This is a genomic window from Pirellulales bacterium, assembly GCA_035533075.1.
Taxonomy (GTDB): domain Bacteria; phylum Planctomycetota; class Planctomycetia; order Pirellulales; family JAICIG01; genus DASSFG01.
In genome coordinates this window covers 45,356-69,061 of the sequence record DATLUO010000064.1, presented here as the reverse complement: position 1 = coordinate 69,061, position 23,706 = coordinate 45,356, and the positions used below count along the sequence as shown (strand labels likewise).

At 63.7% G+C, this 23,706-nt stretch carries 21 protein-coding genes; 8 read left to right on the top strand and 13 right to left on the bottom strand.

Annotation, left to right across the window (positions count from 1 at the left end; genetic code table 11):
• Positions 1-111 precede the first annotated feature (111 nt).
• The 3 genes from VNH11_08560 (at position 112) to VNH11_08550 (ending at position 3,820) form a co-directional block, all read left to right on the top strand.
• Positions 112-1,695, top strand: coding sequence for a prenyltransferase/squalene oxidase repeat-containing protein (locus VNH11_08560; GenBank protein HVA46411.1), 1,584 nt, complete (start codon positions 112-114; stop codon positions 1,693-1,695).
• Positions 1,696-2,039: 344 nt separating this feature from the next.
• Positions 2,040-2,555 (top strand): hypothetical protein, encoded by a 516-nt coding sequence (locus VNH11_08555; GenBank protein ID HVA46410.1) that lies wholly within the window; start codon positions 2,040-2,042, stop codon positions 2,553-2,555.
• Entirely contained in the window at positions 2,552-3,820 is a 1,269-nt protein-coding gene (locus VNH11_08550) for an amidohydrolase family protein (GenBank protein HVA46409.1), read from the top strand. The genes VNH11_08555 and VNH11_08550 overlap by 4 nt, the downstream gene beginning before the upstream one ends.
• A gap of 53 nt (positions 3,821-3,873) precedes the next feature.
• Here VNH11_08550 and VNH11_08545 read toward each other — a convergent pair whose 3' ends face one another.
• The 13 genes from VNH11_08545 to raiA form a co-directional block, all read right to left on the bottom strand.
• Positions 3,874-6,336 (bottom strand): arylsulfatase, encoded by a 2,463-nt coding sequence (locus VNH11_08545; protein HVA46408.1) that lies wholly within the window; start codon positions 6,334-6,336, stop codon positions 3,874-3,876.
• Between the two features lie 230 nt (positions 6,337-6,566).
• Positions 6,567-6,947 (bottom strand): hypothetical protein, encoded by a 381-nt coding sequence (locus VNH11_08540; GenBank protein HVA46407.1) that lies wholly within the window; start codon positions 6,945-6,947, stop codon positions 6,567-6,569.
• 1,001 nt (positions 6,948-7,948) lie between these two features.
• On the bottom strand, positions 7,949-8,161 hold the full coding sequence (locus VNH11_08535; GenBank protein ID HVA46406.1) for a hypothetical protein: 213 nt from the start codon (positions 8,159-8,161) through the stop codon (positions 7,949-7,951).
• A gap of 17 nt (positions 8,162-8,178) precedes the next feature.
• On the bottom strand, positions 8,179-8,421 hold the full coding sequence (locus VNH11_08530; GenBank protein ID HVA46405.1) for a hypothetical protein: 243 nt from the start codon (positions 8,419-8,421) through the stop codon (positions 8,179-8,181).
• A gap of 420 nt (positions 8,422-8,841) precedes the next feature.
• On the bottom strand, positions 8,842-9,369 hold the full coding sequence (locus VNH11_08525) for a DUF6624 domain-containing protein (protein ID HVA46404.1): 528 nt from the start codon (positions 9,367-9,369) through the stop codon (positions 8,842-8,844).
• Positions 9,370-9,728: 359 nt separating this feature from the next.
• Positions 9,729-10,211: a hypothetical protein gene (locus tag VNH11_08520; protein ID HVA46403.1), complete on the bottom strand. Its 483-nt coding sequence runs from the start codon at positions 10,209-10,211 to the stop codon at positions 9,729-9,731.
• Between the two features lie 657 nt (positions 10,212-10,868).
• On the bottom strand, positions 10,869-11,438 hold the full coding sequence (locus VNH11_08515; protein ID HVA46402.1) for a Maf family protein: 570 nt from the start codon (positions 11,436-11,438) through the stop codon (positions 10,869-10,871).
• A gap of 10 nt (positions 11,439-11,448) precedes the next feature.
• Complete coding sequence (locus tag VNH11_08510) at positions 11,449-13,158, bottom strand: Rne/Rng family ribonuclease (GenBank protein HVA46401.1); 1,710 nt, start codon at positions 13,156-13,158, stop codon at positions 11,449-11,451.
• 18 nt (positions 13,159-13,176) lie between these two features.
• A complete protein-coding gene (locus VNH11_08505) occupies positions 13,177-13,785 on the bottom strand; it encodes a TIGR03936 family radical SAM-associated protein (GenBank protein ID HVA46400.1) in 609 nt (202 codons plus the stop codon).
• A gap of 120 nt (positions 13,786-13,905) precedes the next feature.
• Positions 13,906-15,645, bottom strand: coding sequence for a phosphoenolpyruvate--protein phosphotransferase (gene ptsP / locus VNH11_08500; GenBank protein ID HVA46399.1), 1,740 nt, complete (start codon positions 15,643-15,645; stop codon positions 13,906-13,908).
• Positions 15,646-15,930, bottom strand: a complete 285-nt coding sequence (locus VNH11_08495) for an HPr family phosphocarrier protein (protein HVA46398.1) — start codon at positions 15,928-15,930, stop codon at positions 15,646-15,648.
• A 90-nt stretch (positions 15,931-16,020) separates the two neighbouring features.
• On the bottom strand, positions 16,021-16,497 hold the full coding sequence (locus tag VNH11_08490; protein HVA46397.1) for a PTS sugar transporter subunit IIA: 477 nt from the start codon (positions 16,495-16,497) through the stop codon (positions 16,021-16,023).
• A gap of 24 nt (positions 16,498-16,521) precedes the next feature.
• Positions 16,522-16,875 carry a ribosome-associated translation inhibitor RaiA gene (gene raiA, locus VNH11_08485; GenBank protein HVA46396.1) on the bottom strand — a complete coding sequence of 118 codons (354 nt, stop codon included), beginning with the start codon at positions 16,873-16,875 and terminating at the stop codon, positions 16,522-16,524.
• A gap of 314 nt (positions 16,876-17,189) precedes the next feature.
• Between raiA and VNH11_08480 the strand changes: the two genes are divergently transcribed.
• From VNH11_08480 to VNH11_08460, 5 genes are all read left to right on the top strand, one after another.
• On the top strand, positions 17,190-17,783 hold the full coding sequence (locus tag VNH11_08480; GenBank protein ID HVA46395.1) for a hypothetical protein: 594 nt from the start codon (positions 17,190-17,192) through the stop codon (positions 17,781-17,783).
• 204 nt (positions 17,784-17,987) lie between these two features.
• On the top strand, positions 17,988-18,338 hold the full coding sequence (locus VNH11_08475; protein ID HVA46394.1) for a hypothetical protein: 351 nt from the start codon (positions 17,988-17,990) through the stop codon (positions 18,336-18,338).
• Positions 18,339-18,875: 537 nt separating this feature from the next.
• Positions 18,876-19,442, top strand: a complete 567-nt coding sequence (locus tag VNH11_08470; GenBank protein ID HVA46393.1) for an ECF-type sigma factor — start codon at positions 18,876-18,878, stop codon at positions 19,440-19,442.
• Positions 19,443-19,446: 4 nt separating this feature from the next.
• Positions 19,447-20,022: an isoprenylcysteine carboxylmethyltransferase family protein gene (locus tag VNH11_08465; protein HVA46392.1), complete on the top strand. Its 576-nt coding sequence runs from the start codon at positions 19,447-19,449 to the stop codon at positions 20,020-20,022.
• A gap of 489 nt (positions 20,023-20,511) precedes the next feature.
• Positions 20,512-23,427: a protein kinase gene (locus VNH11_08460; protein HVA46391.1), complete on the top strand. Its 2,916-nt coding sequence runs from the start codon at positions 20,512-20,514 to the stop codon at positions 23,425-23,427.
• Positions 23,428-23,706: the final 279 nt, after the last annotated feature.

Sequence of the window (23,706 nt, the reverse complement as noted above, 5' to 3'; positions counted from 1 at the left end):
TGCCACCGAACTGTGCCTGACGACGCGGCCCATTGTCCGCATCCCGGATGTGGCCGTCCGTTGCCACATGCGGCCGGCGGCAGCGTAAAGCGACCGCCCCCACCCGGCCCTGTGCATCTCACGTCCGCCGACGTGGGCCACGGCCGGCCCGCAGCCGGCGCTGCTCACGCCAGCGAATCGCGCCGCAACGTTCTGGCCAGCATGGCGCTCTTGCTACTGCTCGTGCTGCTCGTCGGCGGCGTCTATTACGCCTGGACCACCGGCAAGAAGCCCGAAGCCGCCGCGCCCGCGATGCAGGTCGCCGAGGCCGAGGTGAAGTCGGCGGAGAAGAACAAGCAGCCCGCCGCGTCGGACGACGTCGCCAAGACGGTGCCGGCGAAGCCCGTCCAGGCAGCCACTGCGGCGAAGACCGAGGGCGCCGCCCCGCCGAAGCAGGAAGCGGTCGCCATGAAAGAGCTTGCGCCGCCAAAAGAGATCGGTCTGTCGAAAGAGGAGCGAAAGCTTCCGGTGGCCGGACCACCCGCGGAGCCTTTGGGGCTCTATTCGCAACGCACGCGCCCCGACCGCGAAAAGTGGATCGGCAAAGTCGGCGGCACGCCGCAGTCGGAACTAGGGGTCACGGCCGGACTCGACTGGCTGGCGCGCCATCAGGCCGAAGACGGCCACTGGGGGCCCGACTGTCTCGGTTCGGGCCCGTCGTCGCGGTGCGAGCAGGAGCATCCGTGCATGGGCCCGGGGGGAAAATACGACGCGGCGCTCACGGGCCTGCCGGTGCTGGCTTTCCAGGCCGGCGGCAATTACGACTTCAACCAGCACGCTTATTCCGACAACGTGCGCCGCGGACTCGACTGGCTGGTGGCGCGGCAAGGCCCCAACGGCGAGTTGGTCGGCCCGCTCAACCGGCTCGGCCAGGCGCCCGGCGAACCGGCCGCCTATAACCAGCGATATATGTACGAGCATGCCATCGCCACCTTCGCGCTGGCCGAGGCCTGCGCCGTCGCGCGGGCGGCGCAACGGCACCCGGACGAGAAGTACCTCGCCGCGGCCAACAAGGCGGTCAAATTCATTGAAAGCCAGCAACACGGCGACGGCGGATGGCGCTATACGTCGAACAAGGGAAACCCGAGCGACACGTCGGTTTCGGGCTGGGTGATGCTGGCCTTGAAGACGGCGAAAGAGGCTGATTTGCCCGTGGAAGCCGAAACCCTTTCTCGCATGACGGCGTTTTTCGAACGCGCCGCCGATCCGCTCACGGGGCGGACGCATTACCAGGGGCTGCGGTTCGTGACCGACGCCACCACCGGCGTGGGAATGTTGGTCGACGAGTTCGTCACGCACCACAACGATTCCGAGCTGATTCATCTGGCGTCGGCCTATCTGGCCGATCAGGCCGAGGCCCGCTGGGGCGCCGGCCGCGTCGGGGGCAGCGATTTCTATCTCTGGTACAACTGCACTTTGGCGATGTTCATGGCGGGCGGCGGACCGTGGAAGCGTTGGAACGACGTGGTCCGCAATCACGTGATTTCGCTCGAACTGCACGGCTCCGACTGCAACCGCGGAAGCTGGGACCCGAACGATCAATTCGGCGGCGAAGGGGGCCGCGTTTACAGCACCGCGCTGGCCGTGCTGGCGCTGGAAGTCTATTACCGCTTCGCGCGAGACGACGGCAGTCAAGCTCCGGAGACAGCCAAATGAGTTTCAAAACGAACGGGAATCCTGGCCCGCCGGCCTCAGCGGTGGCTGGGGCAGAAGCTGGCCGGGTTCGGTTGGGCCATTGCGAAAACGCACGGCCGGCCAGCGATGCCCCGGTGGCGGCCTCGCCACCGGGGCATCGCCGCGTCCCAGCGTTAACGCGGAATCCGCCATGCCGCGCGGCCCTGCCCCAGCCACCGCGACCTTGCTTCGCCTTCAGCCGAGCGTGCTACCTCGTCGCGATTCTCGCCGCCTGCCTCTCGTTTTCCCTGGCTGCTCCACCCGCGCGCGGCAAACACAAACCGATCGACGGCACGCGATACTTACCGCTGGCTTTGGGCCGCGTGATGAAGTACCAGGTGACCGTCGAGCCGCCTGTGGGAACGCCACGCAAGGCCACGGCGACGAACCGCGTGGCGGAGCGAACGGTGCTGAACGACAAGTCCTACTTCAAAGTGACGACGACCATCACCGGCGTGCCGTTCATACCCGACACGCTGATTTACTATCGGGCGACGCGGGACGGGGTTTACCAGGTGTTGGAGGGCGACGAGCAGTCGCCGGAGTGGCTTTACTTGCCGTCCTCGTTCAAGATTGGCGACCGCTGGGGCGCGAAAACGACGAGCGGCGATTTCGAGTTCACCGCCTTCGGCTTCGAAGACGTGGAGACGCCCGCCGGCAAGTATCCGCACTGCCTGAAGCTTTCCGTCGTGATGAAAAAAACGCTCGCCACCAATACGCAGCAGCAATGGCTGGCGGCTGGCGTCGGCGTGGTGCGGCAAACCGACAGCAACCCGCTCTTCGCTTCGACAACCGTGCTGGAAGAAATCAGCAACGGCAAATCCCCGGATCCGAAAGAATGAAACTCGCCTCAGGAACCACGGTCATCACGGGCGGGCAGCTTGTCGACGGCAGGGGCGGCAAGCCGCTGCCGGACGCCACGGTCGTCGTCACCGACGGCCGCATCGCCTACGCCGGCCGCACCGAGTCGGCGCCGCACGCTCCGCCCGATGCGCGGCGGATCGACGCCCGCGGCGGCACGATCATGCCCGGCCTGGTCGAGTCCCATTTCCATCCTACCTACTTCGACGTGGCCCACCTGGAAGACCTCGACATCAAATATCCGGTCGAGTACGTGACGTTGCTGGCCGCGCACAATGCCCGGCTGGCGTTGGAGTGCGGCTATACGGCCGCCCGGTCCGGCGGCAGCCTGTTCAATATCGACGTCTGGTTGAAACGGGCCATCGAAGACGACGTGACGCTCGGCCCGCGGCTGGCGGCCAGCGGACGCGAAATCTGCGGCGTCGGTGGGCTGATGGACTGGAATCCCGACTTCCGCAAGATCGGCATGGAGGGGCTGGTGTTGCTGGTCAACGGGCCGGACGAAGCGCGTGCCGCCGTCCGCAAGCTGGTGAAGGACGGCGTCGAATGGGTCAAGACCTACCCCACCGGCGACGCCGCCGCGCCCGACCACAACGACCATCACACGCTCTGCATGACCTTCGACGAGATGCATGCCTGCGTGGCGACCGCCCACAACCACGGGCTGAAAGTCACCGGCCACTGCCGGGCGACCGAAGGCATCAAAAATGCGCTGCGGGCAGGCTACGACACTCTGGAGCACGGCACGTTCATGGACGACGAGGCGCTCGACATGCTGCTGGTGCGAAACACGCCGGTGGTGCCGGCCTTGTACTTCGAGCAGGCCAGCGTGGAGCGCGGCCGCGAGTTCGGCCTGTCGCAGCGCGTGATCGACGGGCACCAGGAAACACTGGAGGGCGGAGCGGAGAGTGCCCGGCGGATTCTCAAGCACGGCGGCCGGCTCGGCATGGGCGGCGATTACGGCTTCGCCTGGAACCCGCACGGCGACTATGCCAAGGAGCTGACCTTCTTCGTCAAATACGTCGGCTTCTCGCCGCTGGAAACGATCACTTGCGCCACCCAGACCGGCGCGCAGATCATGTGCCGTGGCGACGAGTTTGGCACGCTTCAGCCCGGCAAGCTGGCCGATGTGCTCGTCGTCGACGGCAATGTGCTGGCCGACATCGGCATCTTGGAGGACCGCTCTCGCTTCATCGCCGTGATGCAGGGCGGCGTGGTGAAAGCCGGCGGGACCAGCGAGCAATAAGCGATACCCGGATTCAACGTGGCCGCGGCCAAAGATCGCGAGCAGCAGGCGGTTTATCTGCCCTGGGACGCTTTTTTGCCGGGCGCGATGTCGAACGATACTTTTTCGATCGTGCCCGTGAAGGCAAACGGTGCCTTGTCTTTGTAGCTCTGCGAAACGGTCAGCCCGTTGTCTTTGCCAATGTCCATGCCGGCATAGGCGCTGAAGCGGAAGGCCGCGGTATGGTCGAGATGGCTCTCGCCGACGGGCTTGCCGTTGACGATCAGCCGGCCCTTGCCGCCCGTGCCGGCCTTCCCTTCTTCGTCGGCCATGAATTCATACCGCACCTCGACGTCGCCGCTGGGCAATTTGCTGGTCGAAGTCAGCGTTTCGACCTTTACGCCCATGAAGCTATAGGTGTAGTTAAGCTTGCCGCCCTGCACGTAAAGCGAGAAGCCGCCCAGGTGGTCGGCCTCGGCGACGATCACGCCCTCGCAGCCGTCGTCGGGCACTTGCAAGTCCGCCCTGATCGTAAACGAACGGCTGTAAATGTGCGGAATCATGCCGGACCCGATGTTCTCGGTGCCCGGATAATAAGTGAACTTCGTCCGGTTCGCGGCCGGCGTCGGGAAGCCAAAGAAGGGAGCAAACCCGGCCAAGAGCGGAGTCACCTGGTATTTCTCCGCTTCTTCCCAGAACAGTTCTTGCAGTGCCTCGAGTTTTTCGGGGTGCTCGGCCGCCAGGTCGTGCGACTCGCTGAAGTCGTCGTCGATGTGGTAGAGTTCCCACTTGTCGTTTTCGGGCCGCCATTTGCCTGGCAAGAACTTCGCCAGCGTGGCCGGATCGATGCGCCAGGGGATGCGATCGAGCCGGGCGCACGCGATCCATCCGTCCTTATACATCGCCCGATTGCCGTAAATCTCGAAGTATTGTTGCGTGTGCCGGCTCTTCGCGTCGGCATCGTCGAAGCTATAGGCGAAGCTCACGCCGTGAATCGGCATCTGCTCGATCCCGTTTACCTCTCTGGGCGCCGCAATCCCGGCCACTTCCAAAAGGGTCGGCACGACGTCGATCACGTGTGTGAACTGCGTGCGAACGCTGCCCTTGTCGCTGATGCGTTTGGGCCAGGAAACCACCATCGGATTGCGCGTGCCGCCGAAGTGCGAGGCCACCTGCTTGCCCCACTGAAACGGCGTGTTGCCCGCCCAGGCCCAGGCAGCGGCGTAATGCGGGGCCATCTCCGGGCCTCCCCAGGCCTCGATGCCGCCGTAAGCCTGAATCAGCTTAAGCTGTTGCTTGTCCGATAGCGCAATGCCGTTCTGCATGGTCAGCTCGTTGAATGAGCCGGTCTCGGTCCCTTCCATGCTGGCGCCGTTGTCGCCCCAGATGTAAATGATCAGCGTGTCGTCGGCCAGCCCCAACTCGTCGATCGTTTTCACCACCCGGCCCACCTCATAGTCGGCATTCTCCTGGAACCCGGCGTAAACCTCCATCTGCCGGGCGTAGAGCTTTTTCACCTCGGGCGCAATGGAGTCCCAAGCAGGGAAGGCTGGTTCGCGCGGAGTGAGCTTCGCGTGGGCCGGAATGATGCCCAGCTTCTTTTGCCGCGCGAACGTTTGTTCGCGATACTTGTCCCAGCCTGCGTCGAACTTGCCCTTGTATTTGTCGGCCCATTCGTGAGGCACGTGATGCGGCGCGTGGCTCGCGCCGGTGGCGTAATAGATGAAGAACGGCCGCTGGGGCGACTGGGTCTTTTGATCGTGAATCCAGCGGACCGTGCGGTCGGAAAGATCGGTCGGCAGGTAGTAGTCTTTCTGTTGGGGCACACCGATCGTTGTGTTGTTCTCGGTCATCACGGGGTCGTACTGCCCTGCTTCGCCGCCCAAAAAGCCGTAGAAATAGTCGAAGCCCAGCGCGTTGGGCCAGCGATCGAACGGACCGGCCGCGCCCTGCTGGTTGTCGGGCGTGAGGTGCCATTTACCGAAGGCGGCCGTCGAATAGCCGTTGCCTTGCAGAATCTGAGCGATCGACGCCGCGCTCTTGGGCCAGGTGGCATTGTAGCCCGGCCAGCCTCCGGCGATCTCGGCGATCGAGCCGAAACCGACCGCATGATGGTTGCGCCCGGAAAGCAACGCGGCGCGCGTCGGCGAGCAAAGCGCCGTCACGTGAAAGCGATTGTAGCGCAGCCCTTGATCGGCCAGTCGCTGGAGCGTGGGCGTTTGAATCGGTCCGCCGAAGGCCGACGGGTTCCCGAAGCCGGCGTCGTCGATGAGCACCAACAGGACGTTGGGTGCCTCTTTCGGGGCCGCTACCGCTGCTGGAAAGTCCGGCTTGGAACCGGCCAGTGTGTGCTTGGCGACGCCTTTGAAGGTCGGGTCGGGATGTGGCACCACCGCCTCATCTTCGGCCCCGGCGGCAACCGCCGCGAAGACGGCCGGCGAAAGCTTTTCGGCCATCGCCCAAGAACCAACCATGCCGGTCAAGGCGAACACGACCAGAAGGCGCCGGTTCAGAACATGTTGTCGCACAGGTCGCATAGAGGAATCCTCATCGTGTGAAGATAATGATGGTGACGCCGCCAAAGAGCACCGAATTATTACTTAGCCGGTTCGCCGCGTGTTGCCGGCGGATGGTCGGGCTGCTTCATACGGTAGTCGGGTCACGGTTGATTGTCGTCCCCGACGCGACAGGGTGCAATCAATCGGCAGTTAAGAATCGGTTCCGCAGGCGACCGTCGAGAGCCTGGACCGCGCCTACCTCCACGGCCCTACGGCTCCCAGCCCCGCTCCTCGAAGGCCTTGTGCGGGGCGCGGCCAGCCGCCTGCTCGGCCTGCCAGAGCTTGAAAAACTTGCTCTCGCGCCAGCGACGCTGGCTCTCTTCGGCCCATTTGCTCACCACGTCTTCATATTCGGCCGCCTCGATCATCTCACGGGCAACCTGGGCGCCGAGTAGGATGTTGTGCGTCATGCCGTCCGTCTCGGCGTCGAGGCACACGATGTCGTCGCTGCGGGCCATCCGCTCCAGAAATTCCTGGTCGCTCATGGCGCTTTCGCCGGCCAGCACTTTCGCCAGCTCGATCGAATCTTCGGCCGCGCGTCGGGCGTCTTCCGGCGTCCGTTCGTCATCAGGTTTTCGGTTGGTTGGCATGGCAAGTTTACCGGTTGCGATTCGCCCAGGGTTATTTACGAGCCTGTTACTTACGAGCCTAGAGTCTACCGCCGGGCTGGGCCTGCTAGCCAGAGCCACCTGGTGGCCAGGCGGTCAGGCTGACTTTGAGCGGCTATCATCGACGATGTTGGCAACCGCCTCACGGAAGCGTTAAAACAACCGTCATCCCCGCCGAACGTAGAGAGAATTTATTGATGCTCGCGAACATCCAACGATCGTCGGCCCGGCAAAGCCCGGCCGCTCAAGTTCTTGAGCCGGTGCCCGCAGCCCGCTTGATTTCGGTCGATGCCCTGCGGGGGTCGAGGGTCGGTTTTCCGTTCCTTATTTGTCGGAGCCAGCCATGACTCGACCATCCGGAGTCCCACGCGGCCAACTTCAGTTCTCGATTCGCCTTTTGTCAACGGCCTCCTTGCCGTTTTGATTCACTGGCTTTGCTTTGGGCGATGCCCGCGGGAGCCCCGACCGTGAAGCTGTCGCACCTTCGTCCTGCTTGCAGTTTTCGTTGCCTGGATGCAAGATTGGGACAAGCAGCAACCGCCGTCCGAGGCCTGGACCGCGTGTTTTTCCCACAGCAAATAGCCTGGAAAGAAACCGGCGGTAGCGGTCCAGACGCTATACCGCCACCGACCCCAATGCCTAGGTCCCGACCGGCGAACCATCCTCCCAAAAAAAGTGATACTGTGGCATCGTTTCGTCATCGCCGAACGTCTTCAAGGGAAAATGCCTTCGGCACGCAACGCAAAACGCCTGGCTGTCAAACGACGGCCGGCGAGCAAACGTCTGGGCGATCGTCAAACCCATTCGTGTCACCTCTCCACAAGCTGCATGCTGATAGCTGAACCGCAGTGGCCGAATCAATCGCAGCTCGATTTCCTCGTCGGGCAAGACGAGGTAAGCCACTTGCTGGCCGTTCGCGCCGGCTATCGCTTCCGGATAGTGCGTTATTCCTGTGTGGCCGGGGAATTGGCCGGTGGCCGCGCTTAATCTCGCACTTTTCCTAGCTGGTTTCCGCCGGGATCCACCAGCCGGGTCTGGAACGTCCCGTCGGGCATCGTCGTCGTTTCCAGACGCAAGCCAGAGCGTTCGATGACACGTTGGTCGAGCCTCTTCTGCGCAACCATGCCCCCAAAGAACGCGGCCACGACCAGCATGGCCACCAGCAACGCACGGAGGGTGAATTGCGGGCGGGGCATGTGCGGAGTCCCTGATTTCAACCAAAAAGAATAATGGCGACCGCAGCAATTATTGCCGCGACGACGCCCAGGTTATCGCTTTGCGTTAGCACGGCGACTGCCACACCCAGCGAGACGCAGCCGGTTAAGGTCCACGCCAACGCTTCCCCCATTTCAATACGCCGGACGTAAAAGATGTGTCTCGTAGAGATGGCGGCGAGCGCGCAGCACACCGTTGCTGCAAACAACCTGGCCAAGCTGAACTGAAATCGTCGGCTCATGGTATGGCAGTCGTCGCGAGAGTGATGGCCTCGTCGATCAGGGCATTATCGGCCCGAAGGAACATCTGATGCAATCGAGCGGGCCGGTCAATGGGACAGCGCTTCGAAAATCAACGCCCCGAGGTAGATGGCGACGAGAACGAAACACGCGGATGCGATGGATTCCATGGCGCTCCACTTTCGGCGATGCCTCTTGGGGCGACGCCTCACGCGTTCTGCTCGCTCCAAAGCAACGGGCGATTTGTACGGATTCTCGGCCATGCCCCTATCATAGCGACGGCGGGGCGGCACGAAGCAAGCCGGCTCGCAGGCGGCGAGCCGTCGCGCCCCTGCTCTTCACGCGACGCCTGTCTGGCGCATCCGTTCGCAGCCGAACGGCCTTGCCGCAGCCGTCGTCGGCCAACGAGCCAGCGTCCTCGTTCACGACCCAGCTTTGTCGGGAGGCAACGCAGCTTCAGCCGACTTCAGATATTCACTGAGCGGCTCCAAGCCCGCCTGCTTGCGGCGGTCATCGACGTGCGCGTCGTCTTCGATAGGCTTTGGCTTCAGCTTGCCGCCAACAAGGTCAAACTGCGTGCCGTAAACCTGCGGTTTCTTCTCGTTGACACGTACCCGGTCGGTTAGATAGGCCAAATTCCTCGGCGAAGCATCGTTCTTTTCCACCGCTTTCGCCAGCAGCCCGAGGCACTTCTTTTGAAACGCGGGATCAAGGTCCGCGTGCTGCACCAATAACCAAGCGGCAAAAGCCCCATCTTCGCCGACCAACGCGTTGCCCGGCCAGCCATGCGACTCGACGACCTGTTTGAGCCAAGCGGTGTTATCGAGGTCAACCTGTACCATCTCCTGTACCTCGGCGTCGTCAGGCGTTCGACTCAGCAGTTCCTTACGCACGGCCTGGTCTTTTTGCGTTCGGTCGAGAAGCTCTTGGCGGAGTTTTTCGTCGGCCACTGACGCTCGCGACGGCTTCTTGCCGGGCGGCGTATCGGCTGCGGCACGACTGCCAACAACGAGCAAGATGGCTGCTACCAGAGGACCGATTCGCGGCTGCATGTTGAACCTCCATGTGGCTGGGAATGTGATGGCGACGTAACCGGCGTCGCCTCGATCAGCATTCTTGTGGGGCATGCCGAAGAGCTTACCGCGCCTTGGCCACCGGGACCATGCCGCTCGGCAAGACAGCCACGTCGATCAGATAGGCCGTCGAAAGGTGATACCATTTCAGCCGCTATAAAATATGATGAGCGAGGAGAACGTCAGCCTGAGCAACTCGCGGGTGCCGAATTGAAGTCGCCTTGCGTTCACGGCAATCATTTGAGCCGGTCGCCGGGAACCGTGCCGCCCGCTTCCACCAGCCACAATTCGGCTTCGGCACGATAATACCTGGCCGCCGCCAGTTTGTCCGGCTCGCCGCCCTTGGTCCCGGTGTCGAAGAGGGCCTTGATCTTGCGATAGATGTCCTCCATCCGCTGCCAGTGGGCCAGCTGGGCCGCTTGTTCGGCTTCTTGGGTGTCGGCCAATGCTCGCTCCGCATTAAGCAACCTACACGAGCCGAGGTGGAGGTCTTCCGAAAACGTTGCGGTCCCTGTCGCTTGCATTGCCATCATCGCATCCCAAAAGTCGTTGGCTGCCGCCAGGACGGCTTTTGCCTCAGCCGGATGCGCCTTCGCCGCGGCCGACCCGTATCCAGAACCCGACTTGTCGTTCGCGTCGTCGCGCGCCCCGAACGAGACCGCCACGCCGCCGGCCGAGAGCACCACCAATGCCAACGTGAGCAACAACGGCTTTTTCATCGTCATCTCCTCCGAGCAAGAGTTGGCCCCGTGCGGAACGTGGTCGATTATAGCCACTTCCAACAGGACAAAGACAAGCGGCTCTCGGCACGGACCGCGCGCCGCTACATGCAGCTCGCCCGCAACTGGTCGCGGCTGACCGCGCAGCACCCCGAGCGCTTTTCGTCGCAACGGCAGGCCCTGAAAGCACTTGCGCCGATCGTGCAGACGGACGAACCGGCACCGGACGCAGCCAGTTCGGCAGCACGCTGCCAAAGTGCCGTCGCCGGTCCGGCCGCGCGCGGCCAAAGTGCGGGCGGGCGGCAAGCGCAGGCGCACCGGTCCGGTGTGGCGGGCCTCGGGGCCGTTCGTCCGCGAGGCCCTGCGCCTGGTCAACTCCCAGCGGCATCGATGCGACGCGCGTGTCGCATCGGTCGCAGACGGCGCTCTTGTGCGCTATCCGCGGCGTGGTGTTTACGGAGCCGTCCGCGGCGGCGGAGGGAGAGGAGGAGGGACGGAGAGACGGAGGGACGGAGGGACGGAGGGACGGAGGGACGGAGGGACGGAGGGACAGTGCGGGCCGCATTACGGGTTGTCTCTCCGTCTCTCCGTCGCTCCCTCTCTCCGTCTCTCCCTCGCCGATGGTGGGCCGGCGCTCGCAAGCTCGCTGGTCCCACCCTACCCAGTGCGCCGCAGCATGTCGGCCAATCGCTCCAGCGGCAGCCCCACGACGTTCGATTCGCTGCCCGCGGTGATTTCCAGCCACCCCAAACGGTCTTGCAAACCGAAGGCGCCCGCCTTCCCTTCCCACAGACCGCTGGCCAGATAGTCGTCGATCTCGCGCGGCGAAAGCACCCGCATCGCCAGCGTCGTAACCTCGACCTCCACCAGCGGCTGGCCGTCAGGGACGCGCCATAAGCAAACTCCGCTGTAAACATGGTGCTCGCGTCCGCTCAGCAGCTCGAGCATTTCGCGCGCGCGGATTTCGTCGGCGGGTTTGCCCAAAATCCGCCCGGCGCATTCGGCCACGGTGTCGCAGCCGAGCACCAGCCCGCGGCCGATGCGCCCGGCAACATCGGCGGCCTTTTGATACGCCAGCCTGGCCACCATGACGGGCGGCGTCTCGGCGCTGCACACTCCGCATTCCGCCGATTCGCGCGGCGCCACGACCCGAAAACGGTAGCCCGCCTGCGCGAGCAGTTGCCGCCGCCGCGGCGAACCGCTCGCCAGTATCAGCTCCTCGCTCATTGTGCGAAAATCAGTGGGACGGAAACTTCAGCTCGCGGCCATTGGCGTCGTGACACTCGATCAGCAGGTGCTCCGGCGCGGCCGACTCGCTGCCGAAAATCTGTACGGTGATGCCGGCCTCGTCTTCCAGCTTCGACAGCTCGCGGCGCTTCTTGTTGTTCAAGTAGGTCGCCACCTCCTCGGCCACCGTCACCGCCACGCGCGACAGGCCCTCCAAGTGACTCGCCAAGATCAGCTCGCGGACCACCTCGATCGCCATGCTCTCGGCGGTCTTCACCACGCCCGTGCCGCCGCAGCTCGGGCAGCCTTTGTACACGCTCCGCTTCAGGCTCGGCCGGATGCGCTGCCGCGTCATCTCGATCAGTCCGAACGGGCTGGTGCGAAGAATCTTGGTGCGGGCACGGTCGCGCTTCATGGCATCGCGCAGGGCGCGCTCCACGCCGCGGCGGTGCCGCTCTTTGCGCATGTCGATGAAGTCGTTCACGATCACGCCGCCCAAGTCGCGCAGCCGAAGCTGCCGGGCAATCTCCCTGGCGGCCGTCAGGTTGAGCTGATAGGCGGTCTCCTCGGCGTTGTTGTCCGCGCGAAAGTTCCCGCTGTTGACGTCGATCGCCACCAATGCCTCGGTCTGGTCGATGACGATGCCGCCTCCCTGCCTCAGCGGCACCTCGCGCTTGTGGATGCGGCTGATCTCGTCGTCCAGGCCGTATTTGTGGAACAGCGGCTCCTTGCCCTCGTAGAGCTTGAGCCGGTTGACGTAGCGCGGCATGACGATCTGCAGGAATTCCTTGGCCCGCTCATAGGCCGTCGGCTCGTCGATGTAAATGGCATCCACGTCGCCGGTGAAAACATCGCGAATGGTCCGGATGATCATGTCGCTTTCTTCGTAGATGCCGACCGGTCCGGGATGTTTTTTGATCCGCCGCACGATCACCTTCCACAGCCGCAACAGATAGGCCAGGTCGCGCGACAGCTCTTTCTTGGTGCGATCGACGCCGGCGGTGCGCACGATGAAGCCCAGTCCCTTGGGCGGACTCAGTTCCAACATCACGTCGCGCAGCGTGCGGCGGGCCGCGTCGTCTTCGATCTTGCGCGAGACCCCCACGCGCCCCAACGCCGGCATCAGCACCAGATAGCGGCCGGGAATGCTGATGTAGGTGGACAGCGTCGGCCCCTTGGTGCCGATGCCTTCCTTGATGACCTGCACCAGCACCTCGTCGCCGCGCCGCAGGATTTCCTGAATGGGCGGCTTGACGCGCGGACGCGCTCCGGGACGGACCCGCCGTTGCCGCCGCTGGGCCGTCTGCGTGCCGTTGCCGCCGTTGGCGTCCACATCGTCATCGTCGCCCATATCGAAGTCGCGCGACGGTCCGCCGCGCGACGGGCCGCCGCCCGACTCGATCGGACGAAACGGATCGTAACCTCCCTGCCGAAAGTATTGCGGCTCGACGTCGCTGATGTGCAAAAAGCCGTTGCGCCCCACGCCAAAATCGACGAACGCCGCCTGAATGCTCGGCTCCAGGTTGACGACGCGGCCTTTGTAGATGTTGCCTACGTAGTTGTCTTGGCTGGTGCGTTCGATGTAGAGTTCTTCCAGAACTGTATCTTCCACAATCGCAATCCGGCACTCTTCCGGCTGCGACACGTTGATCAGCATCTCTTGCTTCATTTTCTCGCTTTCTTGTTCGGCAAAGCGGAAGAGCAAGCCTTTCGTTTTCATACTCGACGGGGATCGGGCTCATGGGGCCAGCTCCACGGTCGTGCGGGTGAGGTAGATTCCCTGCTCGTCGAGATCGTCGAGACCCAGCCAGGCCAGCAGCTCTCGCGGCCGTGCCGTGCCCTGCGGCGTCACCCGTGCGGTGAAGTGCAACCGGTCGCCGGTCAGCTCGATCTGCTCCACGAATCCGACGGGATCGCGGCGCGGTCCCGCTTGCGGAGCAAGCGGGCTACCGTGCAGCCGCTCGGCCAACGCGGCCCGTCGCTCGGCCGGCACGATGAGCGCGTAGGTCACGCGCTCGACGCGCGACCGCGGCGCGTCGGCCGGCAGGATCTCCAGCGACTTGATGCTCAGGCCATCGGGAAGCCGGGCGGTCAAAGCCGGGCGCAATTGCTCGACGGACCAGGCGTCAGCCAGCTCCACGTCGAGCACCTCGTCGGCGCCGATCACTCCCATCGCCAGGGCCGAGGCGAACACCATCCGCGGCTTGGGATGAAATCCCTCGCTCATGCGCAGCGCCACGCCGGCCCGGCGAAAAATCCGCTCCCAGGCGCGCGCCAGATCGTGATGGCCGATCAGCCTCAGGTCTTTCTCTTTACGAAAACGAATGCGTACTCGTTGTCGAACCATAGGTTCGCTCTGGTGCGCCACTGCCGTCGTGGCGCGACCTTCCGAAACACGTTGGCTGCCCGGCGTCTCCGCCGATCCGTTTCTGCGGTCCGGACAGCACAGTTTATCCAAACGAAATTCTTATCCCACCATTTCGGGCAGGACCTTCTTCAGTTCCTCCTTGAGAAAAGATTTGATGTCACGCGCGTTCTCCAGCGTCATCACGTGCGCGGCCACCGCCTCGCATTGGCCGATCGTGACGCTGCGGCACACTTTCTTGATCTCCGGAATGGCGCTGGGCGGAACGCTGAATTGCCGCAGTCCCAGGCCAAGCAACAACAGGGTGTAGAGCGAGTTGCCGCTCATCTGCCCGCACAGGTTCACGGGTATTTGCCGGCGGCCCGCCGCGTTGACCGTCATTTCGATCAGCTTCAGCACGGCGGGGTCGCTGGCGGTGTACAGCGTGGCGACGTCCTTGTTGCTGCGGTCGACCGCCAGCGTGTATTGAATCAAGTCGTTGGTGCCGATGCTCAAAAAGTCGACCTCGGCCACGAAGTGATCGATCATCATCACGGCCGAGGGGACTTCGACCATCATGCCGACCTTCACGGCGCGATTGAAGGGGAGGCCGTGCTCTTCAAGGTCTTCCATGACGTCGGCCACCACCATTTTCGCCTGCCGCAGTTCGAGCATGGTCGAAATCAGCGGGAACATGATCCGCACGTCGCCCAACGCGCTGGCCCGCAGAATAGCGCGAAGCTGCGTGCGAAACAGCGGCAGGTTGCGCAGCGACAGCCGGATGCTGCGCAGGCCGAGAAACGGGTTGCGCTCCACGTCCGGCGAGTAATTCGCCAGCTTGTCGGCGCCCAGGTCGAGCGTGCGAATGACCACCGGGCGGCCCTCCATCGCCTTCAAGACCTCGGCGTAGGCCTGATAATGAGCTTCTTCGTCCGGCTCGACGTCGGAGCCGAGATACAGAAACTCGGTGCGATAAAGGCCGATTCCGTCGGCGCCGCGCTCCAGGCAGTGCGCCACTTCGTGCGGAAACTCGATGTTTCCCAAAAGCTGCACGCGCACGCCGTCGGCCGTCTCGGCCGGCAAGTCGCGCAAGCTCTCCAGCCGCGCCGTCATGGTCCGGCGCTCTTCGATCTCGTGCCGGTAACGGGCAATGGTCTCTTCGTCGGGATGGAGAACGACGAGTCCCTGATCGCCGTCGATGATCACCAGGTCGCCGCCGGAAACATCGCTCAGAAAGGGACCGGTGCCGACCACGGCGGGAATCTCCAGCGCCTCGGCCACGATGGCCGTATGGCTCCCCGCGCCGCCGATCTCGGTGACAAATCCCCGCACGTAGCGGCGGTCGAGATTGGCCGTCTCGCTGGGCGTGAGATTGTGCGCCAGCACGAGCACGGGTGAGGTGAGGCTTGAAATCTCCTCGCGGCGGCGCCCCAGCAGGTTTCGCAACAGCCGCTTTTCGATGTCGAAAATGTCGCCGGCCCGCTGCTGCATCGGCCCCGAATCGAGCGATTGAAAGACCTTCACGTAGCGCCGCAACGTGCGGCTGATGGCATATTCGGGCGAGTAATGCCGGTCGCGAATCATCTGGTCCAGCTCGCTGCGGAGCCGCGGGTCGCGGAGCATCTGCAGGTGGGCCTCGAAGATGGCGCCGTATTCGCTGCCCAACTCGCGGGCCACGGTGTCGCGGTTGTGCTCGATTTCGGAGGCGGCGGCGGCGAAGGCGCGGCGCAAGCGGTCGAGCTCCTCGTCGACGGCGTCGCGCGTCAGGAACCGCCGAGGGATGCGGAACCCCTCGGTGTCCATGACCAGCGCTTCGCCGATGGCGATGCCCGGCGAGACGGCGATTCCCTGCAGTTTCTGCATCTATTCGCGCATGTATTCGTTCTCGGCGAAATTCTGTTCGACCAGCTTCGCCAACGCATCGAGCGCTTGTTCGGCATCGGGCCCGTCGGCCTCGATCAGCAATTGCGTGCCGGCCACGGCCGCCAGCGTGAGCAACGAGAGAATGCTCTTGCCGTCGACGCGCTCGCGCCCCTTGACCAGCTCGATCTTGGATGCGAAGCGGGTGGCCGTCTTCACAAACAGGTCGGCAGGCCGAGCGTGCAATCCTTGCGGATTGGTGACGACGACGGTTCGGGTCGCTCTCATGCTCATCGGATTGGACAGCCGGCCATCAGACGTGCCGGGCCGCCCGGACGGGGCGGGCCGCAGGGCCGAAAAAGCTCGCTACGAATTGTCTCAGGATACAAATTGGTTGTTATCTGCCTCGTCGAGCAGTTGAAGAATGTCTTCCGGATTCTTCGCCTGCTTGAGGAACTTGCAGAACGTTTCGTCGCGCAATTGACGCGACACATTCTCCAGTGCCCGGAGATGGTCGCCGGGACGGTCTGGAGGTGAAATCAGCAGAAAAAAGAGGTGTACCTTTTCGCCGTCGAGGCTGTCGAAATCGACCCCCTCGGGACTGACCGCCACGGTGCCGACCAAATGGTCGATGCTGGGGTGCTTGGTGTGCGGGACGGCCACCCCCCGGCCGATGCCCGTGCTGCCCAGTTCCTCGCGTTTCATGATCGCTTTGACGATGCCCTCATACTCGCCTTCGGCGACCTTGTTGGCGGCCAACAGGGCCTGCAGCATCTCGCGAATCACCCCTTCTTTGTCGTCGGCCGTCAAATCGGCCCTGATCGCCTCGCGGCTCACGAAGTCGGCAAACTTCATGCACCTCTCCTTTCTGTATGCTCGTCACTCTTCCGCCGCACTTTCTTCACTGGCGATCGGCGACGGTTTGGTGCCCACACGTTTATGATGATCTTGAATTCTCTGCTTGTACTTGCGTAATTGTTGCTCGACCTTGTGCAGGCAGCCATCGACGGAAGCCATCAGTTCTTCGGCCTGCTCCGTGGCGACGAAGTCGTGTTTGTGCTCCGCCGAGACCCGCAAATCCACGGCGGGTGCGGTTTTCTGCTCGAGATCGACGGTCAGTTCGATGGCCGTCAGGCGTTCGAAAAGCCGTGGCAAACGTTCGAGTTTGGCCGAGATTTTGGCCTGGGTGGCCTCGCTCAGGCGACCATGCCGCGTCGAGATGCGAATCTGCACCGAGGAACTCCTTGGACCAACCCCCATCAGAAACGGCACATTCTAACCGCCCAGACCGACCCAGACAAACGGAAACTACGTCACGCGGCCGGAAGTGAGGCGCTGATTTTCGCTGCAACGCCTCATCATGGGCCGCGTCCCCTGTAGTTTACCCTATGACGGCTGGTCCGTGACAGAGCCAAATCTGTCGGTCGTGCGGATTATGGCGGCCATGCCAGAGCGGCCGATCTTGCATTCGACGGATACCGAAAGACCCCAAGGGGCTTTTTTTAGCCCCGCGAATGTCCTTCGGGGGGGTGTCCATGGAAAGCAGCATGGCGGCTGGCGAGGATCCGCTTGTGGAAGCGGCCCGCGCACATGGCTTGCCGCCCGAGCAAATCGAGATCGTGGCCCGACGGGCCGCCGGCCGCTCCTGCGGCGATTGCACCGCTTGCTGCGCGGTAAAATCGGTCCGCGAGTTAGGCAAGCCCAGCCAGACCGCTTGCCGGCACGTCTGCCAGGCAGGCTGCGGCATTTACGATCGCCGTCCCGCGAGCTGCCGCGATTATGCTTGCCTGTGGCGTCAGGGCCTGATCGAAGGCGATCAGCGTCGCCGTCCGGACCAACTGGGGGTGTTGATCGACTATGAGCCGTTTGCCGGGATGCCAGGCACGCTGCGGCTGGTGGTTTGGGAGGTGGTGCCCGGCGCGGCCCAGAGCGAAAAGGTGCGCTACCTCGTCGACAAGCTGCTACAGGCCCACACGCAGATCAAGGCCGTGGCCTACTGCGCGGCGGGTCAGCCGGCCCAGCACGATTTTCCGATCGACCGCCAGGCGTATCCGGGCGACGATCCACCACCCACGTTGCCGATCGTCAGCTTCGATTCCGCCCGCGGCGTGGCGACGTACGAGTTCCGCCGGGCGGGGTGACCCCCGCGGAACGCATTCAGAACCAAGTTGTCAAAGACCCGGCGCGACGCTTGAGCGTCGTGCTGCCCGACCCGTCACCCGCGGCGGCGGGCCGCCGTTTTCGGTTTCTCATGTCCGCCCGGCGGTGCGTTTTCGGCAGCCGACCCGCTGACGGTCCGGCGAAATTGCCGCCCGCGAATTACCCTTGCGGAAAAACAATTACCGTTGTCAAAAATAAATGTCGCTTCAGTGCCGTTCCTTGTTATAAACCGTTTTACTGAAACGGGTTACGGCAATGCCGGTCCGGCCTTCAAAACCGCCGCCGCAACGGTAAATCTGGGGGGTGGGGTGATTTTGGATTTTCGATTTTGGATTCAGGACCGCGATCGTTCATTTCATTTTTCTGTCTGTAATCTTTCTGTCATTCCTCTCGTTCTACCGCGCCGCTGGCTTGGGACCGGATCTTTTCGGTTTGTCACACCAGCTCGACGAACGCCGGCGGGGCTGCTTCGCCGCACGAACAATAGAAGTGCTCAAAGAACAGGCAGCCAGATGACCACTATGCACATCATTTGAGCAGCCGCCAAAAACCCTCTGTCAGGTTAACCGATTGGCAAAAACGCCGTGTTTCATCGGTTGGTGTAAATTTACACCCACCGTGCGCGGCCGAGCGGGTCGCGGCAGCCGCCCGACGCCGCTGCTCAATTCTTAGGCACGGCTGACGCTCCGCCAACCACCACCGTTCGCCCTCCCGATCGCCGATCCGCCCGCGGAGCGAGCGGGCTACGTAGCCCGCTTGCTCCGCAAGCGGGAGGGTGGCCCGGAAGCGGCGGCCCGCTACCGCAAGCGGCTGTCGGGCGCGTCGTCCTGTAGACGGCCAATGTGAACCTCCGCCGGGCAAGCCGGCGGCATCCGCAGCGAGCGGGCTACGTAGCCCGCTTGCTCCGCAAGCGGGAGGGTGACCTGGAAGCGGCGGCCCGCTACCGCAAGCGGCTGTCGGGCGCGTCGTCCTGTAGACGGCCAACGTGAACCTCCGCCGGGCAAGCCGGCGGCATCCGCTCGGAACCCAAAATCTTTTGCTATTCGGCGTCGGGTTGGTTATGTTCAGGGGCGATGAACGATGTCACGCACATCCTGCCCGCCATCGAGCAAGGCGACCCGCATGCCAGCGAGGATCTGTTGCCGCTGGTCTATAACGAGCTGCGCCGGTTGGCCGCGCGCAAGCTGGCTCATGAGCGGCCCGGCCAGACGCTCGATGCGACCGGACTGGTCCACGAAGCGTACCTGCGGTTGGTCGGCGGCGGCGAGAACCCGCAGTGGGACAGCCGCGGCCACTTCTTTTGTGCCGCGGCCGAGGCGATGCGCCGCATCCTCATCAATCGGGCACGCGACAAAAAATGCCAAAAACGCGGCGGAGGATGGCGGCGGGTCGATCTCGACAGCCTGATCGCGGTCGACAATGCCTCGCATGACGACTTGCTCGCGCTCGACGAGGCGCTCAAGCGGCTGGCCGTGGAGAATAAACCGTGTGCCGACCTCGTCACGCTCCGTTTCTTTGCCGGTATGACCCAGGAAGAGGCCGCCGCGGCGCTCGATCTGCCGCGGCGCACCGCCGATCGCTATTGGGCCTACGCCCGTGCCTGGTTGTACGAAGCGCTGAGCGAACCGGAGCGAAGATGAAGCGATGACCACTCCTCACGTCTCCGACGGGAAGCCGTCCCGACGGATCCGCATCCGGCGGCGGACGTGCCTTCTTCTCGGTATGCCAATTGTGTTGGTTGTTCATTCATTTTTCGTGGCCGTGCTTCCTTGGGCGATGTCGCTCGTCGCTCCCAGGTACGGTTGGACTGAAAGCGGACCAGCGACCTGGAACCGGTTCGGCCTGGTTCCAGTCACGGTTGGAGTCATGGGCCTGATCTGGGTGTACAGCGTGATGGGCGCCCAGTTCTCCAAGCTCCCGGAGATCGTGGAGCTGGATGAGGGCGAGCGCCTTTGGTCGGCCACTTCACGCGTGCTCATCACGCACGGTCCCTTTGCCTTCTCGCGCAACCCGATGTTCCTCTCCCTATTGATCGTCGTACTCGGCTGGGCGCTCTATTACGGCAGCGTTTTTATTCTCATTTTCACTGCCACCGGCTTCACGATCACGAATTTCCTCAAGGTGCCGCAAGAGGAGCGCGGTCTGGAGGCGCGCTTCGGCGATGCCTACCGGACCTACAAGGCGCGCGTGCCGCGGTGGCTCGGCCTGCCGCGGCGGTAAGGAATGTTCACGGTGGGCAATGCCCACCCTACCAGGGCGCGGACCCAAATCCCGCAAAAAAAGATTGGGCCGGCGCGGCGCACTTTGACCGCAAATCGCGCATTATAGAAGGGGCCAGGTAGTGCCCGGTGTCAGGTCATGCATCTTTCCGGCCAGCAAGTGATGGAACGGGAGTCCGAGAAGAAGTCGAAGTAACTCGTGTGGAAAAACGGCGGCCGGTGGGATCCTTACCGCCAAGCAAGCGACGCAAGCCGCCGGGTTCTGCAACGACGCCAAGGGCGTGGGACTGGCGAAGGCCGACGTGGACTTCGATGCGATTCGCGGGCGCGGCGCCTTCAAGATGCGGCTGCGACGAAGAATTCGGAGCATTTGCAAAAAAAGATCATCGCAGCCCGGCGCACTTCGGCGGGAAACCGGGCATTATAAATGGGCCACGTTCGCGCCCCGCTCTCACGCCAACCTCTCCCGGCAGGGGAGGATGATAAGGTTATGCAACTTTCCGGCCAGCAAGTGATGGAAGTCTTCTGCGCGGCGCTCTCGCGGCAATCGCCCGAGGACCGCGCCGCGTTTCTGGCCGAGGCCTGCGGCGACGATGCCGCCTTGCGGGCGCGAATTGAGGATCTGCTGCTGGCCGACGAGGAAGCGGGCCGGTTTCTGGAAGGAGCAGCCGGCCAAGTGGTGGAGGGGCCGGGCACGCAGATCGGACCTTACAAGCTCCTGGAACAAATCGGCGAAGGCGGCTTCGGCATCGTTTTTATGGCCGAGCAGACCTGCCCCGTGCGCCGACGCGTGGCGCTGAAGATCGTCAAGCCGGGCATGGACAGCCGGCAGGTGGTGGCCCGCTTCGAGGCCGAACGCCAGGCCCTGGCCCTGATGGAGCACCCGAACATTGCCCGTGTGCTCGACGCGGGCCAGACCGAATCGGGCCGGCCCTACTTCGTGATGGAACTGGTGCGCGGCACGCCGATCACCGAATTCTGCGATCACAGCCGGCTCTCGCCCAAAGAGCGGTTGGAGCTGTTTCTTTCCGTCTGCCAGGCGGTTCAGCACGCACATTCCAAAGGCATCATCCACCGCGATCTCAAGCCCTCGAACGTGCTGGTGACGATGCACGACGAGACGCCGGTGGTCAAAGTGATCGACTTCGGCATCGCCAAAGCGCTGGGCGAACCGCTCACCGAAAAGACGTATTTTACCGGTTTCGCTCAGATGCTCGGCACGCCGCGCTACATGAGCCCCGAGCAATCCCAGAAGAACGGGCTCGACATCGATACGCGGACCGACATTTATGCGTTGGGGGTGGTTCTCTACGAGCTGCTCACCGGTAGCACGCCGCTGGAGGAAGAGCGGCTGCGGCAGGCGGGCTTTGATGAGATCGGCCGGCTGATCCGCGAGGAGGAGTCGCCGCCGCCGAGCACGCGCATCGCCCTGCTGGGCGAGTCGGCCACCGTGGTCTCCGCCGACCGGGGCAGCGACCCTGTTCGCTTGCGTCAGCTCATACGGGGCGAGCTCGATTGGATCGTGCTCAAGGCCCTGGAGAAAGACCGCAACCGGCGCTACGAGACGGCCAGCGCTTTCGCCGCCGACGTGCGGCGCTACCTGGCCGACGAGCCGGTGCTGGCTTGCCCGCCTTCGCGCAGGTACCGCTTCGGCAAGTTCGCGCGGCGGAACAAACTTGCGCTCACGGCCGCGGCCCTGATCGTGCTAGGTGCAGCGATCACAATTGCCGAGTTGGCCGCCAGCAACTCCCTTATCCGCCGGGAACAAGCGCGCACGCAAGAGGCCAAGGACCGCGCCGTGCAAGCCGAAGAGCTGGCTGAGCAGCGGGCCGAACAGATTCGGCACGACCTGAATAACTTGACATCGGCCAACGCCCTATTAGAGCGCGGACGATGGTATGCCAGCCAACGGCGCTGGGACGATGCCCACGCGGCCTTTTCGAAGGCCATTGAATTGCGGCCCGACCACGCCTCGCTGTGGGCGGAGCGCGGCGACTTGCTCGCGCTGTTGGGACTGTGGGATTTGGCCGCCGCCGATCTCGCGCGCGAGGTGCAATTGCGGGAGCCCAACGTCGCCTTCCGCTATTACCTACACGCCTTGTTGCGGTTACACGTGGGAGACGCGGCAGGCCACCGACAAGCACGGGTGCAAATTCGCGAGCGTTTTGGAGGTACAACGAACACCACGTTCGCCCGAGAATTGACGCGCGCGTTTGTCTTATGGCCCGGTCCAGAGGGCGATCCGACCGAGGTGGTGCGACTTGCCGAGACACTGTTGGCAGACAGCCCCGGGTCGCGGCATTGTCTCTTCCTGTTAGGCGTCGCTCATTACCGCGCAGGGCAATTCGAGCAAGCGGTGGGACGCCTGCGGGAGTCACTCGATGCCAAGCCCGACTTTGCGGTACGGGAGATTGCCTATCCGGTGCTGGCCATGGCTCATTACCGCCTTGGCCAGTCCGACGACGCCCGGCAGGCACTCCATGCCACCGTCCAGACCATCGACCGCTGGACCCAGGACCGATACGAGAGCCAGAGTGGCGCTTGGGTGACGCACCGTGGCGCAGAGGCCGCCTGGCCGATTGCCTGGTGCGACTGGTTGGAATGCGATTTGTACTACCGCGAGGCGGCGAACTTGATCGATGGCGAGTCTCCGCCAGACGATCCGCGGCTGGCCGTCTTGCGAGCGCGGGCCTTTGCCGGACTGCACTGGGACGTCAAAGCGAGCGCCGAGTACGCCGCGGCTCTGAACGAGCGGCCGGGCGACGCGCAGATTCGGCTCGAATCGCACCGCAGCCGGGGTTACGTCTTTCTAGGGCAAGATCGCTATAGTGACGCAGCGGCCGAATTCGCCGCCGCGAGCAACCTGGCCGGCGACGACGCCGACCTGTGGCGCTTTTGTGCCGTGGCCCACCTGGCCGCCGGCGAGGGCGACGCCTATCGCCGCGCCTGTCAGGCCATGCTCGATCGCTTCGCTGCCACCAACGACTCGCGCACGGCCTGCAGCGTGCTGTTCGCCTGCGTGCTGGCCGACGACGCCGTGCCCGAAGCGGGGCGCCTTGTCAAGCTGGCGGAGGTCGCGGCGCCTTACTTTCACTACGGTGGCTACGTGCGCGGCGCGGCGCTCTACCGCGCCGGTCGTTGGGCGGAAGCGATCGAGTGTTTTCGTGTGGCGGCCATACTCTATCGGCCCAGCGCCTGGGATTGGTCTTTCCTGGCAATGGCCCAGTACCGACTCGGGCAAATCGACGATGCGCGGCGCTCTTTGGCCGAGGCCGATCGCTGGGTCGAAGAAGCCGACCGGAACGAGAGCGACGATCTCGCCAATCGCCGGGCCGCGTGGGGCACCTGGGCCGAACGGGCCGTTTATCCGCTGCTCGTGGAGGAAGCGAGGAAAATGATTGAGTGAGAAGGGATTTTGGATTTTCGATTTTGGATTTTGGATTTGTAGGGTGGCACAAGCGGGCCTTGGCTCGCGCCGGCCCGCCAGCGGTCTTGAACCGGTAGTGAAACCGCGGAGCGCGAAGGCCCGAATCACGGAGGGAGCCGTCGGTCAACGGATTGACCGTCGCGCTCCGCCGCCGGCACAGAGCTTCGCCAATCCAAAATCGAAAATCCAAAATCCAAAATTGAAATTGGCCGGTGAGGCCTAGCGGCCAAGCAAGATCCTCACCGGCCCGGACCCGCC